Origin of the sequence: Paracoccus zeaxanthinifaciens ATCC 21588 (genome assembly GCF_000420145.1) — a bacterium.
Lineage (GTDB): Bacteria > Pseudomonadota > Alphaproteobacteria > Rhodobacterales > Rhodobacteraceae > Paracoccus > Paracoccus zeaxanthinifaciens.
Genome location: NZ_ATUJ01000002.1, coordinates 297,194 through 313,788, shown reverse-complemented (window position 1 = coordinate 313,788; position 16,595 = coordinate 297,194). Strand labels below are relative to the sequence as shown.

At 67.9% G+C, this 16,595-nt stretch carries 15 protein-coding genes; 5 read left to right on the top strand and 10 right to left on the bottom strand.

Features of this window, described 5'->3' with window-relative positions; genetic code table 11:
* Nucleotides 1-3: 3 nt before the first annotated feature.
* Both F804_RS0103260 and F804_RS15505 read right to left on the bottom strand, forming a co-directional pair.
* A complete protein-coding gene (locus tag F804_RS0103260; RefSeq protein ID WP_022706314.1) occupies nt 4-3,042 on the bottom strand; it encodes an efflux RND transporter permease subunit in 3,039 nt (1,012 codons plus the stop codon).
* Complete coding sequence (locus F804_RS15505) at nt 3,039-4,121, bottom strand: efflux RND transporter periplasmic adaptor subunit (RefSeq protein WP_022706313.1); 1,083 nt, start codon at nt 4,119-4,121, stop codon at nt 3,039-3,041. Before F804_RS15505 ends, F804_RS0103260 begins: the two co-directional genes overlap by 4 nt.
* Before the next feature lie 228 nt (nt 4,122-4,349).
* Here F804_RS15505 and F804_RS0103250 point away from each other — a divergent pair, with 228 nt between their 5' ends.
* Nucleotides 4,350-4,985, top strand: a complete 636-nt coding sequence (locus F804_RS0103250) for a TetR/AcrR family transcriptional regulator (RefSeq protein ID WP_022706312.1) — start codon at nt 4,350-4,352, stop codon at nt 4,983-4,985.
* 542 nt (nt 4,986-5,527) lie between these two features.
* On the opposite strand, the gene F804_RS0103240 is transcribed toward F804_RS0103250, so the two are convergent.
* Nucleotides 5,528-6,673: a benzoate/H(+) symporter BenE family transporter gene (locus F804_RS0103240; protein ID WP_022706311.1), complete on the bottom strand. Its 1,146-nt coding sequence runs from the start codon at nt 6,671-6,673 to the stop codon at nt 5,528-5,530.
* A 93-nt stretch (nt 6,674-6,766) separates the two neighbouring features.
* Here F804_RS0103240 and F804_RS0103235 point away from each other — a divergent pair, with 93 nt between their 5' ends.
* From F804_RS0103235 to F804_RS0103225, 3 genes are all read left to right on the top strand, one after another.
* Nucleotides 6,767-7,312: a helix-turn-helix domain-containing protein gene (locus tag F804_RS0103235; RefSeq protein WP_040595668.1), complete on the top strand. Its 546-nt coding sequence runs from the start codon at nt 6,767-6,769 to the stop codon at nt 7,310-7,312.
* A gap of 66 nt (nt 7,313-7,378) precedes the next feature.
* The gene (locus F804_RS0103230) at nt 7,379-7,708 is read left to right on the top strand and encodes a DMT family transporter (protein WP_022706309.1); all 330 of its coding nucleotides are present in this window, start codon (nt 7,379-7,381) and stop codon (nt 7,706-7,708) included.
* Nucleotides 7,705-8,226 carry a TetR/AcrR family transcriptional regulator gene (locus F804_RS0103225; RefSeq protein WP_022706308.1) on the top strand — a complete coding sequence of 174 codons (522 nt, stop codon included), beginning with the start codon at nt 7,705-7,707 and terminating at the stop codon, nt 8,224-8,226. Before F804_RS0103230 ends, F804_RS0103225 begins: the two co-directional genes overlap by 4 nt.
* Nucleotides 8,227-8,265: 39 nt before the next feature.
* On the opposite strand, the gene F804_RS0103220 is transcribed toward F804_RS0103225, so the two are convergent.
* Complete coding sequence (locus tag F804_RS0103220) at nt 8,266-8,949, bottom strand: type 1 glutamine amidotransferase domain-containing protein (protein WP_022706307.1); 684 nt, start codon at nt 8,947-8,949, stop codon at nt 8,266-8,268.
* A gap of 126 nt (nt 8,950-9,075) precedes the next feature.
* Here F804_RS0103220 and F804_RS0103215 point away from each other — a divergent pair, with 126 nt between their 5' ends.
* Nucleotides 9,076-9,975 (top strand): LysR family transcriptional regulator, encoded by a 900-nt coding sequence (locus F804_RS0103215; protein ID WP_022706306.1) that lies wholly within the window; start codon nt 9,076-9,078, stop codon nt 9,973-9,975.
* A 302-nt stretch (nt 9,976-10,277) separates the two neighbouring features.
* Here F804_RS0103215 and mvaD read toward each other — a convergent pair whose 3' ends face one another.
* Genes mvaD through F804_RS0103185 form a run of 6 tightly spaced genes read right to left on the bottom strand, consistent with a single transcriptional unit; the run spans nt 10,278 to nt 16,546 of the window.
* A complete protein-coding gene (mvaD, locus tag F804_RS0103210; RefSeq protein ID WP_022706305.1) occupies nt 10,278-11,276 on the bottom strand; it encodes a diphosphomevalonate decarboxylase in 999 nt (332 codons plus the stop codon).
* On the bottom strand, nt 11,269-12,186 hold the full coding sequence (locus F804_RS0103205) for a mevalonate kinase family protein (protein WP_022706304.1): 918 nt from the start codon (nt 12,184-12,186) through the stop codon (nt 11,269-11,271). Before F804_RS0103205 ends, mvaD begins: the two co-directional genes overlap by 8 nt.
* Entirely contained in the window at nt 12,186-13,322 is a 1,137-nt protein-coding gene (locus F804_RS15500) for a mevalonate kinase family protein (protein ID WP_022706303.1), read from the bottom strand. The genes F804_RS0103205 and F804_RS15500 overlap by 1 nt, the downstream gene beginning before the upstream one ends.
* Entirely contained in the window at nt 13,303-14,454 is a 1,152-nt protein-coding gene (locus F804_RS0103195) for a hydroxymethylglutaryl-CoA synthase (RefSeq protein ID WP_022706302.1), read from the bottom strand. Before F804_RS0103195 ends, F804_RS15500 begins: the two co-directional genes overlap by 20 nt.
* An 11-nt stretch (nt 14,455-14,465) precedes the next feature.
* Entirely contained in the window at nt 14,466-15,515 is a 1,050-nt protein-coding gene (gene fni / locus F804_RS0103190) for a type 2 isopentenyl-diphosphate Delta-isomerase (protein ID WP_022706301.1), read from the bottom strand.
* Nucleotides 15,512-16,546, bottom strand: a complete 1,035-nt coding sequence (locus tag F804_RS0103185; protein WP_028725555.1) for a hydroxymethylglutaryl-CoA reductase — start codon at nt 16,544-16,546, stop codon at nt 15,512-15,514. Before F804_RS0103185 ends, fni begins: the two co-directional genes overlap by 4 nt.
* Nucleotides 16,547-16,595: the final 49 nt, after the last annotated feature.

Here is a 16,595-nt window from a genome sequence, read left to right as displayed (position 1 = left end):
GCTTCAGGCCGCGGCTTCGGACCCGCGGTCCTTGCCGAACAGCACGTAGTACAGCGTCGGCGCTGCGATCAGCGTCAGGATCGTGGCAAAGGCCAGCCCCCCCATGATCGTCACGGACATCGACGCGAAGAACGGATCCCACAGCAGCGGGGCCATCCCCAGGATCGTCGTCGCCGCCGCCAGCACCACGGGCCGCAGACGCGAGGTCGAAGCCTCGACGATGGCGCGGCGCAGGGGCTGCCCCTCGGCGCGGACCAGGTCGATCTCCTCGACCAGGACGATGCCGTTCTTCAGCAGCATCCCCGACAGCGATAGAAGCCCCAGAAGCGCCGTGAACGAGAAGGGCAGCCCCGTGACCAGCAGGCCGATGACCACGCCGTTCACCGCCATCGGCACCAGCAGCCACACGATCAGCGGCTGACGCAGCCGACCGAACAGCAGGATCGAGATCAGCACCATGATCAGGATGGTCACGGGCAGCTGGCCGCCCAGGCTCTCCTGCGCCTCGGTGCTGCTCTCATATTCACCGCCCCATTCAAGCACGTAACCCTCGGGCAGGTCGACCGCCTCGACGGCGGGACGGATCTGCGCGAAGACCGCCGAGACGTTCGTGCCGCTCGGCAGGCCGGCCTCGACCGTGATGGTGGGCACGCGGTTGCGGCGCTGGATCAGCGTGTCGCGGGGTTCCCACCGCAGCCCGTCGATCAGCTGCTCCATCCGCAGGTAGTCCCCGGCGGCGCTGGAATAGATCAGCTGTTCGGTCAGGTCGGGGGTTTCCCCGAAGGCGCGGGTGCGCAGACGGATGGGGATCTGGCGGTCGCCTTCCTGATAGGTGGCGACCGCCATCCCCTCGGTCGCCATCAGGCTGGCATCGGCGATGTCGGCGCGGGTGATCCCCGCCGTCTGTGCGCGCTGCGTGGCATAGTCGGGGATCAGCACGGGTTCGTATTCGCGCCAGTCGGTGCGGATATCCATCAGCGGCGCGTCCTGGTCGCGGAAGGTCTGCCCGATCCGTTCCGCCAGCTGCCGCAGCACGACCGGATCGCGCCCCGAGATGCGCGCCTGAATGGGCGCGCCGCCGCCCGGACCGAAGGCCAGGCGCTCGGTCCTGAACTCTCCGGCGAACAGGGTTTCGCGGCCGAACCGGTTCAGGTCGTCCAGCAGCGGCGGGATCGCCTCGAGCGTGTCGGTCCGGATGATCAGGTGCCCGTAGGTCGGCATGGATTCCTCGGGGGCATAGGTCAGCATGAACCGCGTGGCCCCGCCCCCGATGAAGCTTGCGACCGACGCCACGTCGTCGCGTTCCAGCAGCCAGTCCTCGGCCTGCTGCAGGTCGCGCGACACGGCATGCAGGTCGCTGCCCTGCGGCAGCTTGTAATGGGCATAGAAGATCGGCGTGCTGCTGTCGGGGAAGAACTGCTGCGGCACCGAGGCGAACCCGCGGAAGCACAGCGCCGTCACCACGACCAGCCCCGCAAGGAACAGCCAGCGCACGTTCAGCGCCATCCCCAGCACCCGGCGATAGGCGTTGAAGATCGGCCCGGAATAGCCGTCATCCTCGCCCGTGCCGCGCTTGAAGACGTAATGCGCCAGAAGCGGCGTCACAGTCAGCGCCAGCACCCAGGACAGCAGAAGCGAGATGCCCACCACCGCGAACAGCGAGAACATGAACTCGCCCGTGGCGTCCGGCGACAGGCCGATCCCGGCAAAGGCCATGATGCCGATCACCGTCGCGCCCAGCAGCGGCAGCTGGATGCGGGCCGCGCCCTCCTCGGCCGCCTGCCGCGAGGAGCGGCCCTGCTGCATCTTGATCTGCATGGCCTCGGCCACCACGATCGAGTTGTCGACCAGCATCCCCATCGCGATGATCAGCGCCCCGAGCGAGATGCGCTCCATCTCGATCCCGCCGAGCGACATGAAGAAGAAGGTGCCGATCACGTTCAGGAACAGCGTGACCCCCACGACCAACGCCGAACGCCAGCCCATGAAGACCGCCAGCACGACCACGACCAGCGCCACCGACATGGCGAGGTTCTTGAGGAACCCGTTCGAGGATTCGTCCACGACGACATGCTGCTGATAGATGGGGTGGAATTCCACCCCGTGCGGCAGGTCGTGGCGCAGCGTCTGCAGCTTGGCATCCACGCGGTTGCCGATATCGACGATATTCTCGGAGGCGATGCCCGCGACGGCAAGGGTGAATGCCTCCTGGCCGTTGAAGCGGATGATCTGGCTGGGCGTGTCCACGCGCCCGCGTTCGACCGTGGCGATATCGGTCATCTGCACCGTGTTCGCGCCGACATTCACGGTCAGTTCGCGCAGCGCATCGACGCTGTCGGTGCTGCGCGGCACGTCGATGTCGAAGCGCTTGCCGTCCGATGCCATCGATCCTGCGGGCGACAGCTGCGCCGCCGCCGCGATCTGCTGGGTCAGCGCGTCGGGCGCCACGTTCAGGTTCGCGGCAATGGCCATGTCGGGCATGACGAAGACCGCTTCTTCGGGCAGTCCGGCCAGCGCGACATCCGACACGCCCTCGACCGTCAGGATCTCGCGGCGGAGATAGCTGGAGATGTCGTGGATTTCCGCATCCGAGAAGCCCGGCGCGGTCACCGCGAAATAGATGCCGAAGACATCGCCGAAATCGTCGTTCACGATGGGCTGCCCCGCGCCCTGCGGCAGCTGGGCTGCGGCATCCGCCACGCGGTTGCGCAACTCGTCCCAGACCTGCGGCAGCTCGTCCCCGCCGACGGTCGGCAGGATCTCGACATCGATGCGGGACACGCCCGGCTTGTTCGACGAGGTGATGGTGTCCAGCACCCCCATCTGCTGGATGGCCGATTCCAGCGGCTCGGTCACCTCTTCGGCGACCTGCGCCGCCGATGCGCCGGGATAGGTGGTCAGCACGACCGCCGTCTTGATGGTGAAGGCCGGGTCCTCCAGCCTGCCGACGGTGGCATAGCCCCACAGCCCGCCGCCGAGGCAGCCGAGGATCAGAAGCCAGGTAAGAAGCGATGCCTCGATCGCCTTGCGTGCAAGATTCACGGCTGCCCCCCATCGCCCGACAGGCTGGTGAAGCGGCGCACGCGGTCGCCGTCGGACAGCATCGCGGCCCCTGCGGCCACGATGGTCGTCCCCGGCGCGGGGCCGCTCGTCATGCGGAAATCGGTGCCGGTCGCGGGCTCGATGGTGACATCGGCGATGCTGACGCGGCCGGTGTCGTCGTCGCCTTCGTCAGGGGTGAAGACCAGGACTTGCGCATCGCCTTCGGGGGTGAAGCGCAGCGCGCTGGCGGGAACGACGGGATGGCCGTTCGCGTCGCGGTTGCGGATCTCGGCCAGCACGGTGGCCGAGGAACCGGGCAGCAGGTAATCCGGCACATCGGCCCCAAGCGCGAAGGTCAGGCGATAGCTCTGGCCGACCTCGGTCGCCTCGGCGGCCAATTCGCGGAATTCCAGCGGATAGAGCGGGCCTTCATGGGTCAGCTGCGCGCTGGCGGTGAATTCGGGCTGCTCGCCGAACTTGCGGAACAGGATCTCGGGCGCCTTGATCTCGACCTGGATCTCGCTCATGTCGTGGGCGCGCACGATGGGCTCGCCCGCGGCGACCGTGGCGAAGCGATCCGCCAGCCGCTCCGAGATCAGCGCGTCGAAGGGCGCCGTCAGCGTCGCGTCGTCCAGGTTGTCCAGCGCGTCGTCATAGGCGACCTGCGCGACCTCGCGGGCGGTCTGTGCATCCTCGATATCGGCCTGGGGAACGATGCCCGGCCCCAGGTTGCTGAAGCGTTCCAGCTGGCGGTCGGCCTGGTCCAGCTGGGCGCGGGCCTCGCGCACGGCGCGTTCGAAGGGCGCGGGGTCCAGACGGCCCAGCACGTCGCCGCGCTCGACCAGCTCGCCCTCGCGCACGGACAGCTCCTCGATCTGGCCGCCCGCGCGGAACGACAGGTTCACCGTGTTGCGTGCCGTGATGCGCCCGAAGAAGCGGCGGCTCAGCACGTCGGCAGACCGTTCCAGTTCCATCAGCTTGGCCGGGCGCAGATCGTCGGCCTGCCCGTCCTGCGCGATGGCGCGCGTGGCGGTCAGCGTCGTCAGGAAGGCGAGGACCAGTGCAGTCGCTATTCGCATGAGAGACCTTCGTGATGTGTGGGGTGCCTTGCGCCCGTCCGAGGGCGCGCGCGGGGTCCGCAATCTCGGTCCGGGGAACCCGGGGCCGTGCCGCGGCGATATTTCATGGGCCATGCCGAAGCCTTTCGATTGATCATGTTGCATGTACAAGTTAGGCATCAGCCAATTACGGAACCCGCAAGTTCCGAAAAGGCTCTTACAGCGACGAACGCCCAAGGAAAAGCTACAATGAGACTGCAGGACCGCATCTGCCGCACGCGCGGGCGCCCACCGTCACCCGAGGCGGCCGAACGCATCGTCAAGGCCGCGACCGAGCTGTTCCTGACCAAGGGCTACTCGGCGACCTCGATGCAGGACGTGGCGCGGCAGTTCGGCGGATCGAAGCAGACGATCTATGCCCGCTTCCCCGACAGGCGCGCGCTGGTCGAGGCCGTGGTCACCGCCTTCGCGGAACGGATGCTGCAATCGCCCCGCCAGGTCACGGGCACCGGCGGCGACCCCGAGACGCGGCTGCTTGCGCTGGCCGATGCGATCCTGCGATCCGCGCTGGAGGGCGAGGCCGTGATGATGCTGCGGCTTGTCATCTCGGAATGCGAACAGATGCCCGAACTGGCCGAGATCGCCGAGCGTCGCGCCCGCATCCCCGGACAGATGCTGGTGGCCGACGTGATGGAGCAGCTGATCCGCGAAGGACGCGTGAGCGGTGACGCCGACACCCTGGCGCGGCAGTTCACCGACCTTGCGCTGGTCCCGCATATCTGGGACCGGCTGACCCTCGCGCGCCCCGCCCGCAGCATGGAGCAGATCGGGCCGGAACTGGAGGCGGCGACCCGCTTCTTCCTGAAGGCCGCCCGCCCGGAGTGACAGCGATCTCAGGCGGACCGCCACAGTCAGCGGATGAGCCCGAGTGCCTATCCTGCGGCCCCCGATTTCATGTCGTTCCGGGCCATCCCTGCTCGGCAGCGTTAGGGACCATATCGGGCACTCGCCATTTCGGCGTCGTCCGGCGCCCCCATCGGCCAGTCGGTCCATGCCATGCCGAAGGTGACGGGGAAGGCCGCCGCGTGATCCCCAATCCTGCGCATCAAATATGCGCCGATCTCGCAGCGTCCCCCGGTGCGGCAGAAAGCGTTGCATGGCGTAATTCATCAGGAACTGCAGGAGCCGCCAATGGGCGAGCACCAGTGCGAACAGCCTGCCGGGACGACCACCCCAAGATGCCCAAACGGGTCCAGTTATCGCAGTGATCCCGCCACCATCAGGACGCGCAATGTCGCGAGCGACATAAACCTTATCATATCAGCAGAGATTCCGAGCGCCTGACGTGACAGCAACCCAAAGGGAGTGGGGCGATCTGGCCAATTCCAAGAGCCGACGCTGCAACAAGGACAGCGGCCGCGTGCATCTCAGCGCCGTAGGGCGAAGCGCACGATCAGGCCGAACAGCAGCGCCCAGAACGGGGCGCCGATGCCCATCAGGCCGAAACCGCTGGCGGTCGCCATGAAGGTGACCAGCGCGGCCTCTCGGTCGGTCTTGTCGGTCAGGGCGGCGGACAGGCTGTTGCCGATGCTGCCCAGCAGCGCCAGCGCGGCGATCGTCAGGACCAGCGCCTGCGGCAGGATCAGGAACAGCCCGATCACCGTGGCCCCCATCAGCCCGACGATCACGTAGAAGATCCCGGTGAAGACGCCGGCCTTCCAGCGCGTGCGCGGATCCTCGTCGGCATCGGGTCCGGTGCAGATCGCCGCCGTGATCGCGGCAAGGTTGAAGGCATAGCCACCGAAGGGCGCAAGCAGCAGGCTGAATATCCCCGTCACGGTGATCGCACGGCCGATCCGGGGCTCGAATCCGTCGGCGCGCAGGGTGGCGACGCCCGGCATGTTCTGCGAGCTCATCGTCACAAGATACAGCGGCAGGCCCAGACCGATCAGCACGGCGGGCTGGAACTCGGGCATGACGAAGGACGGGCGCGCCAATGACAGGGGCAGCGCCGCATCCGCGAAACCACCCGTCACGGCGACATGGCCCAGCCCCGCAAGGAACACGACCGCGATGGCATAGCGAGGCCCGTATCGCCGCATCGCAAGATAGGTCGCGACCATGATCCCGACCAGAACCGGATTCGAGCTTATGCCATCGAATATCTTGATCCCGAACGAAAACAGGATACCCGCCAGCATCGCATTCGCAAGGCTGTCGGGAACCAGCCGCGCCAGCCTGTCGAACCAGCCGCCAAGGCCCGTCACGATCAACAGGACCGCGCAGAAGAGGAACGCCCCCGTCGCCTCGGGCAGCGTCGCCCCGGTTCCAAGCGCGATCAGCGCCGCCCCCGGCGTGGACCAGGCCGTCAGCACCGGCATCCGAGCGGTGAGGGACAGCAGCAGCGTCGACAACCCCATCCCCACCCCGAGGACCAGCATCCAGCTGTTGGCCTGCGCCTCGGTCGCGCCCAGCCTGTCGATGGCCTGGAAGATGATCGCGACCGAGCTGGTATAGCCGACAAGGACCGCGATGAAGCCGGCCACGACATGAGAGAGCTTGAAGGGAAGCATGGCAGTCTCTAATCCGGGAATCGTGCGCTATGACGTACGCAGGCCTAGCACGCGTGCGTTATGACGCACAACACGGGAATGACGGGGATGCACATGACCGAGCCACGCAGGGATGAGATCGTGGGCGACAATCTTCGCGAGGCGCGCGCCCGTGCGGGCCTCAGCCTCAGCGCGGCGGCCGAGGCGACAGGGGTCAGCAAGGCGATGCTGGGCCAGATCGAGCGGGGCGAGAGCAGCCCGACCATGGCCACGCTGTGGAAGCTGTGCCGGGGGCTGCAACTGCCGCTGACCGCGCTGATCGGACCGTCGCGCAGTGACAGCGCCCCCATTCGACCGCACGAGGGTTTCGTCGACGGCCCCGCCTTCCGCACGCTGTTCCCCTTCGATCCCAAGACCGGCACCGAGGTGTTCCTGCACGACCTGGCCCCGAACTGGGAACATCGCTCGGAACCCCATGCCCCCGGCGTCGTCGAGGACATCTTCGTCATCGAGGGCGCGGTCGAGATCTGGCTGGGGTCCGACTGGATCAGGGTCGAGCCTGACCGCGCGCTCCGCTTCAACGCGGATCAGGCGCACGGGTATCGCAACCCGCTGGACCGCAGGTCGCGGTTCCTGAACACGATGCACTATCCGGGCTGACGCCGCTTGAAGGATCGCGACCGATCCGCTAACAAACCGACCGGATGGTTTGTTAGCGGGGCCGACATGCAGGCATGGCTTATCCTTGGGGTCGCGATCGTGGCCGAGGTCGCGGGATCGACGGCACTGATGAAATCGCAGCAGTTCACGCGGCTGCTGCCGTCGCTGGCGACGGTGGCGCTGTATGTGCTGGCCTTCTACTGCCTGTCGCTGGCGCTGCGGCACATCCCGCTTGGGATCGCCTATGGCGTCTGGGCGGGCGTGGGCATCGTGCTGACGGCGCTGATCGGCGTGGTGCTGTTCAGGCAGGCGCTGGATCTTGCGGCGATCGTGGGCATCGGCTTCATCGTGACCGGGGTGGTGCTGATCAACGCCGTATCGGGTTCCGCGCATTGAGCGGGCTTCACAGGCCCAAGCGCCCGGAACAAGTCCAGCAGGCGATCCTGCACGCGGCAAGCGGCATCGCGGTCCGGCACGGGATCCAGACCGTGACCCTGCAGGCGGTGGCGGATGCGGCGGGCGTCACCAAGGGCGGGCTGATGCACCATTTCCGTGACAAGAGCGCGCTGATCGACGCGATGCGCGAACATGCGATCACCACATTCTCGGCCATGCTGGACGATCATCTGGCGTCCGAGGTCGGCATGGGCCGCTTTACCCGTGCCTATGTCAGGACCTGCCTGGATGTGACGGCGGACGATGTGGAGCTGCAACTGACCGCCGCGATGTGGGCCGATCCGCAATTGCGGGCGGATTGGTATGCGTGGATGGCCGACCAGGAGGCCCGCCACGCCGCCACGGATGCAGGGACGCGGTTCAAGGTGATCCGGCTGGCCGCCGACGGCGCGTGGCTTGCCGCGCTCGATGGCTGCGACACGGCGGATTGGCAGGCCGAGCTGCTGGCCATGGCATAGAAGCGCGCCGCCCGACATCGCGGGCGGCGCAAATCGGGATCAGGCCAGCAGGGCCAGCACCTTCTCGGCTGCGCCATCCGAGGATGCGGGGTTCTGGCCGGTCACCAGACGCCCGTCCACGACCGAATGCGGCTGCCAGTCGGCGACGTTCTCGAAGATCGCGCCCAGCTCGCGCAGCTTGGTCTCCAGCAGGAAGGGCATCGCATCGGCCAGGCCGACGGCGCGTTCCTCGCTGTCGGTGAATGCCGACACCTTGCGGCCCTTGACGATGGGATCGCCATTCGCATCGACCGCCTTGGCGAAGGCCGCCGGACCGTGGCAGACCGAGGCGACGACCTTGCCCGCGTCCCATGCCGTGCCGATCACGCCCGCGACCAGGTTGCTTTCGGCCAGGTCGTACATCGCGCCATGCCCACCGGGAATATAGAGCGCGTCGAACTGCTTGACGTCCATATCCTCGAGCCGGCCCGGCGCGGCCAGCAGCGCGGTGGCTGCCTCGTCGCCGCGGAAACGCGTGACGCTGGCGGGGGCGTTCTCGCCCGTCTCGTCGGAGTTCGGATCGATGGGAACGGGCTTGCCCGCAGGCGTCACCAGCACGACCTCGTGCCCGGCATCGAGAAAGGCGTAATAGGGGGTCGCCAGTTCCTCGTACCAGACGCCGGTCGGCTTGCCGGTATCGCCCATCACGTCGGCGGCGGTCGAGAGGATCAGGATGCGTGCCATATGCGGATCTCCTTCTGTTCGGTTCCTGCGCACGGGCATGTGCCGTGCTTCGGGATGGAACATAGGGACGCGCGTATCGTTCGGGAAATTGATGCAGGCAACGTCAGATATCGATATTCTGGACATATGACGCCAGACATCTCCCTTCTTCGCGTGTTCCATGCCGTCATGGAGGAACGCAACGTGACCGCCGCCGCCGAAAGACTGGGCCAATCCCAGAGCACCGTCAGCGCGGCCCTGTCCCGCCTGCGCGAGGCCCTGGGCGACGAGCTGTTCCTGCGCGCCCGCTACGGGGTCGAACCGACCGAGAAGGCGCTGGAGATCGCGCCCGACATCGCGGCGGGCCTCGAACGGCTGGAACAGGCGTTCCGCGCCGCCGAACCCTTCGATCCCTCGCGCACGACGCGCCGCTTCCGGCTGCTGCTGGGCCCATATGCCGAGATCGTGCTGACGCCCGCGCTTGCGGCGGCCTTCGCGACGCAAGCCCCACAGGCCGCGCTCGAGGTGTCGCCCATCGGGCCCGACCTCGACCCGCGCCACCTTGCGGGGCGGGCTTTCGACCTTGCGATCGGGCGGTTCGACACCCCGCCCGAGGATCTGGTCGTGTCCGAGCTGTTCAGCGACGGGTTCCGCTGCATCGTCGCCCCGCAGGCCCTGCCCGACGGCGCGGCGCTGGACCAGGCCCGCTACGAGAGCCTGCCGCATGTCGTCGTGGCCCCGCCCGGCAAATGGCGCACGGGCCTGCACAAGCGGATGGAGGGCACGGGCCTTCGCCGCCGAACCGCGGTCGTCGTGTCGCATTTCCTGTCGGCCCCGCCCGTGGTCGCGCGACTGGGCGGCATCGCCACGGTGCCCGCGCGCGTGGCCTCCATGACCGCGGATGCCTATGGGCTGCGGAACCTGCCCGTTCCCGTGGACCTAGGCCGCTTTCCCAGCCAGATCGCATGGCACCCGCGCTTGCGCCGCGATCCCGGCCACCTGTGGCTGCGCCGCATGATCGGCCAGATCGTGGCGGATTTCGACTGATTGACGCGCCACCCACGCCCGCGACCGGCAGTGCCGCATCCTGCCCAAGCTATGGGACTGCGCCATCTGCCTGCCGACACGGGTGGAACCAACAGCGCCCATGCGTTGCACCGCGTCGACCGACGGGAAATTGGTTCAGGGCAATGACGCGGTCGTAATCCGCGGGCGCGTTTCCAGCGCGTCAGCGTGGCGGGCAAGTCCCACGAAGTCGGCCGCCGCAGTCACGCAGCAACTCAAGCACCTCTTTGCAGGCAGTCGAGACCACGCGCGGCAGAACCTTACCCAGTGGTCGTCTTACGCGTTCAACGCCCCTCGAACGGCGCGATCAGGCTGGCGTCGGGGAACAGGTACAGCACGTCGGCGGCGCTGCTTTCCTCGAAGATCAGCTTGACGTTCGGGCCGGCATCCATCGTCGCAAAGGCCGCAAGCCCGTCCGCGCGGGCCTGCCACAGGCGTTCCAGCACCTGCCAGCTGCCGCCCGTCAGGTAGCAGAGCGGCGGGCGCGCGGCCATCATCGTGGCGTGCATCGCAAGGGCGTTCGCCTCGACCCGCGGACCCAGGGCGGCCATGTCGCGGGCGGCGATCGCATCCTCGATGACGCGGCAATCCGCTTCCGCCTGCGCAGGCCAGGGCGGGAACAGCGGGCTGGTCTCGACCGTGTGGTTCATGCCGTCGCGCGAACTGAAAGGCTTGGGCCCCTTGTCCACGGCCACGATCGCGATGCGGAAGCCGGGCCAGCGCAGGTCCAGCGGGACGCCGTGGCTGTCATGCCCATCCTCGGCCTCGCCCCGGTTCCAGCGGACGAAGCCGTGCCAGATCGAGCGGGCGGCGCTGCCACTGCCGATCCGGGCGATGCGGCTCAGATCCGTGTCGTCCAGATCCAGCCCGAACGCCCCCGCCAGCGCACGGGTCAGCGCCGCGAACCCCGAGGCCGACGAGGCAAGCCCCGCCGCCGTCGGGATCGAGTTCTGCGTCGTGATCCGCAGCGGCAGGTGCCTCCCCCCCCGGAACAGGTCAGCGAATGCCAACGCGCGGCGCGCGAAGGCGTCGCCCGGATCCAGCAGCGTGCCGTTGTGATGCACCTCGTCGTGGCCCGTGCCGGACCCCTCGACCCGCGTATGAGAGCCCCAGTTCGCCAACGAGATCGAGACGGAGCTGTTCAGCGGAAGGTTCCGCGCGGCGTCGCGCTTGCCCCAGTATTTCGACAGCGCGATGTTGCTGGGCGCATAAGCCTCGGCTGCTCGGATGTCGGTCGCGCCCGCCATGGCACGGGCGATCATGTCGCGGACGGCATCAGTCATCGAAAACAAGTCCCTTCTCGGCAATGCTTGCGGGCACGAAACCCTTGGGCTGGTCGCCCAGTGCCAGCACGCAATCCCCCAGCCCCGAGCCGGAGATCTTGGCGACTGCGGCGCCCGCGTCGCGCGCCTCGCGGATGATCGCGTCCAGCGTGTCGTCGGACACGCCCAGCTGCTCCATCAGGCGCTGGTATTCGTTCAGCGCGTCGTGGAATGCAGCCCAGTCCAGCCCTTGCGCCGCGCGGATCGCGGCATCTGCGCTTGCGCCCATCCGGGAGTAGAGCGCGTCGAAAGCGGCCTCGTTGCCCGCCATCCGATCGGCCACAAGGCGCAGCACCTCGGCTGTCGGGGTCTTGTAGCCCGCATAGCGCAGGCCGAACGGCCCCGGCGGCACCGGAAGCGCCTCGATCTGCGCGGCACCGCCATCGGGCGCGCGATAGGCGACGAAGCCGCCATGCAGGCTGGCCGCCAGATCGGCCCCGCTGCCCCTGCCCTGGATGGCGCGGACGATGCGCAGCGCGTCGTCATGCAGCCCCTCGGTCCCCCGCCCCGCCAGCCGCGACAGCGCGCCGAGGCAGGCGACCGTCACCGCCGCCGAGGATCCAAGCCCGAGCCTCGGATCGATCCCCGAGGTGATGTCCATGTCGAACCCGCAAGGCAGGTCCGGCGCGTGTCGCGCGATGGCGGCCAGCACGAAGCGATAGGTCCCGCCCGCAGGCAGATCGTCCAGCGACCCCTGCTGCGGCGCCCCGATCTGCGAGGTGATGCGAAACATGCGGTCGGCACGCGGGACGATCGTCACATGGGCGCGCTGCTCGATCCCGGCGACGATGGCGCGGTGTCCATAGACCACGGCATGTTCGCCCGTGATCATGACCGAACCCGGCGCGCTGGCGCGGATGACCTGATCCATCAGCCCTGCCCCGGCAGCGGTTGCGCACGCGGCGCGGGGCCGGGTGCCGCCCCCGTGCGCGACATGCGCAGGGGCGCCCAGTCGAGGTCGGGATGGCGCGCCATGACCGAAGCCATCGCCTGCGCGTCGTCAATCCGCACGAGGACCGCCCCGCCGTGATCGCCCCGCACGGAACCTGCGCCGCAGATCTTGGCCGCGCCACCCGCCTCCTCGATCTGGGCCACGAGGGCCTGCGTCGCTGCCGGCACGACGCCGATGCGTTCCAGCAGGCGCTGGTTCTCGGTGATGGCGGCGTCGGGGCTGCCCCCAGACAGCAGCGCGGCCTCCAACGCGCGGGTGCAGGCTGCGAAGGCGTCCCACAGCGCCGCATCGCGACCATGCGCCGCCGCGACCGCGCTGACGCATTCGCCGGTCCCGCTGACGGGGCGCCCGTGCAGTACCCAGTACCAGCCGCGTCCCGCGACAAGGTCGTGATCCTCGGGCAAATCGAAGCTGCTGATCGAACCCGGCCCGTTCCCGCCCACGCGGACAAGCCCGCCGCGCACGACGCTGGCCGCGTCGATGGGACCGGCCTTGCCGTGCTTCAACCGCTCGCAGAAGCGGACGCGGTCGAAGCGCTGTTCGGGCGTCTTGGGCCGGTCCAGCAGCGTCTCGAACAGGACCGTGGTGGCCGCGACGATGGCCGCAGACGACCCCATGCCCGCGCCGATGGGCAGCTCCGTCCGGCTGCCCAGCTCACCCGGTCGCGGCAGGTGGTGCATCGCGCCGATGCCCGGCATCGCGGCGGTCCCCGGCGGCTTGTCGTGCAGAAGCGACGCCAGCGCATAGACCGCCAGATCGTCGGGATGGGTCAGGACCTTGTGCACCTTTAGGTCGCCGTTCAGGAACTGCTCGAACCGGCGGTCCAGCCGCGACTTGAACCCCGACAGCAGCTTCAGCGAATAGGTCGCCCCGCCCGAGAGATTGGCGAATGTCGTGCGTATCCCCTCGCCAATGCCAAGCGGCGTGAACCACACCTCGGTATAGCGGGCGATGGCCATGGCAAGCGCGGGCGCACCATAGAGCACGGAATGTTCCCCGGACAGGATCAGCTTGCCCGGGGCATGGGCGCCTGCTTCAGGCCTGCCGGTCGACATAGATGCGCTTCTCGTCCTCGATACCTGCCAGCCTGAAACGACCGCGCGCCTTGTCGGGCGCGCCCTGCGTCAGGTCGATCTCGTCCCACAGGGCAACGTATTCGTCATATGTGACGGGCGTGCGATCCTGCAGCAATTCGCGATGGCGTTCCGCGAACAGGTGGTCGCGGTAACCGGGCGCGATCCGCGCATCGAAGAATTCGCCCGTCGCACCCGAGCCATAGCTGAACAGACCGACCAGCGCGCCGGTCAGGTCCTCCTGAGCGTTCTCCAGCAGCGAGGCGAATGCCAGGTAGATCGACCCGGTATAGCAGTTCCCGACCTGCCGGTTGTAGATCAGGCCCGTCTGCACCTGCCCCATGTCCACCGGCGTCTTGTTCGCCTTGGCCAGGTGGCTGTTCGCCTTCTCGCCCATCCGCGAGAACGGCACGTGATAGCAGAAATGCGCGAAATCGGCGAACTCGTGGCCGCCATTCGCGCGATAGTCGTTCCACGCCTCGACCAGCGCGTTCAGATAGCGCAGCGTCGATGCCTTGCCGTCGAACAGGGGCGTGCGGCGGTGGTTCGGCCGCCAGAAATCCATGATATCCTCGGTGAACAGCCCCGAGACGGTGCCGATCTCGGCCACCTTGGGATCGGCGCTGACAAGGATGGCGACGGCGCCCGCACCCTGCGTCGCCTCGCCCGAGCTTTCGCGGTCATAGCGCGCGACATCGGACGCGATCACCAGCACCTTGCGGTCGGGCTTGCGGGCGACATGCGCGCAGGCCATCTGCAGCGCCGCCGTCGCGGAATAGCAGGCCTGCTTCAGCTCGACGCAACGGCAGTTGGGCGACAGGTCCAGCAGGCGGCGCAGATAGATGGCGGCGGCCTTCGACTGGTCGATCCCGCTCTCGGTGGCGAACAGAACCGTGTCGATGCCCTGCGTGCCCGCGCGTTCGATGATCGGCAGCGCGGCCTCGGCGGCCATGGTCACGATATCCTCGTCATGGCCGGGCAGTGCGATTTTCTCCTGCCCGATCCCCTTCGAGAACTTCTCGGGGTCGATCCCGTGATGCGCGGCAAGGATATCCAGTCCCACGTAGTTCTGGGGGGTGTAGAAGCTGATCGCTTCGATTCCTGTCACGGTCATCTTAGGCACTTTCATTGACGGATAAGCGAGGAATTGTCCTTCAGGTCGGCAAGCGTGCCGCAACCCAGGAGGAACATGGCTGTCCGGAACTCCAGATGCAGTTTCCGGATGGCGGATACAACCGCCTCGCGCGAGTTTTGGGCCGCTTTCAGCAGGGGCGCGGCGACCCCGCACATGTCGGCCCCCAGGATGACGCATTTCGCCATGTCGACACCGTTGCGGATGCCGCCGCTGGCGATCAGCACGCTGGTTCCATCATGGGCCGCAAGCGCGGGCCGCGCCTCGCGCAGGGCGTCCACGGTCTGCAGGCCCCAGTCCTGGAAGACCAGGCCCAGGTCGTCATCGGCCCGCTGGCGGCGGCGATACTCGATCCGGCTCCAGGATGTGCCGCCGCGACCGGCCACGTCGAAATGCCGGATCCCGGCGCGCAGCCCGATGGCGATATCGGCCGCCGACAGGCCGCAGCCCACCTCCTTCAGCAGGACGGGCACGGGAACGTCGCGGGCGATGGCCGCGATCTTGCTGCCCAGATCGGCAAAGTCGCGATCCCCCTCGGGCTGGACGGCCTCTTGCAGGGGGTTCAGGTGCAGATACAGGCCGTCCGCCTGCAGCACCTCGATCGCGGCCAGGCATTCCTTCAGCCCCAGCCCCATGTTCAGCTGCACCGCGCCGATATTGGCCAGCAGCGGCACGGTGGGCGCATGGGCGCGCAGGTCGAAGCTGGCCCGCGCCGAGGGGTCGGTGAACATCACGCGCTGCGAGCCCACCGCCATGGCGACGCGGGCCTCCTCGGCACCAGCGGCCAGGTTGCGGTTGATGCGCTCGATCTCCTCGCCGGTGCCGCCGGTCATGGACGAGATCAGCAGCGGGAAGGACAGTTCACGGCCCAGGAAGCTGGTCGCCGTGTCGATGGCGTCGAAATCCACCTCGGGCAGGGCGCGATGGGTCAGCGCGATGCGGTCGAAGCCGCTGTCGCCCCGGTCGATATCCGCATCGTCGTCCAATGCACGCAGATGGTCCAGCTTGCGCCCCGCGACATGGTGATCCTTGCTGTCGGTCATCGCTCCATCTCCATGTGGGTGCGGACCAACTCTCCGGGGTTGGTCTGGGCCGCAAGCAGCGACAATTCACCACACAGCACGACGCCCGCGCAGATCGCCGCAAGACGGCGCGCGTTGTCGCCGGGTTCGCCCGGCTGGCGGCAGCCCATCCGCGACAGGTTCTCCTCGATCGAGGGGATGCCCTTGCCGGCACCGACCGAGCCCATGATGAGGTTGGGCAGCGTGCACGAGAAATACAGATCCTCGCCGCGGGCCTCGCAATGGACGAAGCCCTGGCTGGCCTCGATGATGTTGGCCGCGTCCTGCCCCGTCGCCAGGTAGAAGCCCAGCAGCATGTTGGCGAAATGCGCGTTCGCACTGCGCAGCGACCCCGCCAGCGTACCCCCGACATAGTTCTTCTCGTAGTTCAGGCGGACCATCTTCTCGGCGCTGGTGCGCAGCACGCGGGTCAGGATCTTGCGCGGGATCTCGACCTCGGCGACGGCGTATTTGCCGCGGCCCAGGATGCCGTTGACCGCCGACGCCTTCTTGTCGGTGCACAGGTTCCCCGAGATCGTGGAATAGGCCAGCATCGGGTATTCCGACAGGATCCAGCCCTGCACGGCCTCGGCGGCCTTGGTGACCATGTTGTGACCCGAGGCGTCGCCCGTCACGCATTCGATGCGGATGTAAAGCAGGTTGCCCACGATCTGGCGATTCAGCTCGACAAGGCGGGCGAAGCGGCTGGTGGTGGCGACCACGGCCGCGACCTCTTCCTGGCGGGCCTTGATCGACTGCCAGGCGGCGGTCGCCGCCGCCCCGTCATGCGCCCGCAGCGCGATCGAGCGGCTCATGCGTTCGTCGACCAGCGAGACCTGGATCCCGCCCGAATGCCGGGAAACCCCTGCCCCCCGCGCGGTCGAGGGCCAGAGCGGCGTCTCGTAGGTGGCCAGCGGCGCGCTGATCGGGCCCTCGACGACGGGGCCGCGGAACAGGATCGGGCCGACCCATTGCGTGGGCACCGGGGTATGGGAAATCATCTGGTCTTTCACGGGCGCTTCCGCTTCTTCGTTCTGCATCATCTGGATGCATCGCATTCTT

Bases quoted from the DNA above. Each gene is read 5' to 3' on its own strand.
- F804_RS15505 (WP_022706313.1), bottom strand. From the start codon at position 4,121: ATGCGAATAGCGACTGCACTGGTCCTCGCCTTCCTGACGACGCTGACC.
- F804_RS0103230 (WP_022706309.1), top strand. From the start codon at position 7,379: ATGCAGGCATGGCTTATCCTTGGGGTCGCGATCGTGGCCGAGGTCGCG.
- F804_RS0103240 (WP_022706311.1), bottom strand. From the start codon at position 6,673: ATGCTTCCCTTCAAGCTCTCTCATGTCGTGGCCGGCTTCATCGCGGTC.
- F804_RS0103195 (WP_022706302.1), bottom strand. From the start codon at position 14,454: ATGACCGTGACAGGAATCGAAGCGATCAGCTTCTACACCCCCCAGAAC.
- F804_RS0103215 (WP_022706306.1), top strand. From the start codon at position 9,076: ATGACGCCAGACATCTCCCTTCTTCGCGTGTTCCATGCCGTCATGGAG.
- F804_RS0103205 (WP_022706304.1), bottom strand. From the start codon at position 12,186: ATGGATCAGGTCATCCGCGCCAGCGCGCCGGGTTCGGTCATGATCACG.
- F804_RS0103235 (WP_040595668.1), top strand. From the start codon at position 6,767: ATGACCGAGCCACGCAGGGATGAGATCGTGGGCGACAATCTTCGCGAG.
- mvaD (WP_022706305.1), bottom strand. From the start codon at position 11,276: ATGACTGATGCCGTCCGCGACATGATCGCCCGTGCCATGGCGGGCGCG.
- F804_RS0103250 (WP_022706312.1), top strand. From the start codon at position 4,350: ATGAGACTGCAGGACCGCATCTGCCGCACGCGCGGGCGCCCACCGTCA.
- F804_RS15500 (WP_022706303.1), bottom strand. From the start codon at position 13,322: ATGTCGACCGGCAGGCCTGAAGCAGGCGCCCATGCCCCGGGCAAGCTG.
- fni (WP_022706301.1), bottom strand. From the start codon at position 15,515: ATGACCGACAGCAAGGATCACCATGTCGCGGGGCGCAAGCTGGACCAT.
- F804_RS0103220 (WP_022706307.1), bottom strand. From the start codon at position 8,949: ATGGCACGCATCCTGATCCTCTCGACCGCCGCCGACGTGATGGGCGAT.